Origin of the sequence: Bariatricus sp. HCP28S3_F11 (assembly GCF_052065395.1) — a bacterium.
Taxonomy (GTDB): Bacteria; Bacillota; Clostridia; order Lachnospirales; family Lachnospiraceae; genus Allocoprococcus.
Genome location: NZ_JBQHUC010000126.1, coordinates 1 through 382, shown reverse-complemented (window position 1 = coordinate 382; position 382 = coordinate 1). Strand labels below are relative to the sequence as shown.

The window sequence follows — 382 nt, the reverse complement described above, 5'->3', positions numbered from 1 at the left end:
AGATTCTTTATTAAATCTTCTTCTTTTGCAACTAGCAGGCTTCGATTGTTTACATTCCTTTTGATTTCTGCTTTCATTTTCTTCATGGCTTTTCTGCTAGGGTACTGATAGCTTATACGCTTTCTCTTTACCTTTCGGTGATGGGTAGGGTCTCTCCAGTTCCGAACCACACTTTTCATACATACCGTTTCCTCTATACCGAGGGATTCCTCCGTGCTGCATTCCAGTTTCTTCACACGTTCCATGGTTTTCGCCTATATTGCCCAGGCTCAACTGTTGGACAGCGAATTGAGGGAGACGCAAACGACAAATTATTTTTCCGTCCTTTAAAGAATCGACCGCGCAGTCTGGGAGCTAATGGCAGATTGACAGCGATAATACG

Annotated in this window: 1 pseudogene; it reads right to left on the bottom strand. The window is 43.5% G+C overall.

Annotation, left to right across the window (positions count from 1 at the left end):
- Nucleotides 1-245, bottom strand: a pseudogene (locus ACTNBR_RS16585) (hypothetical protein); the annotation flags it as partial.
- Nucleotides 246-382: the final 137 nt, after the last annotated feature.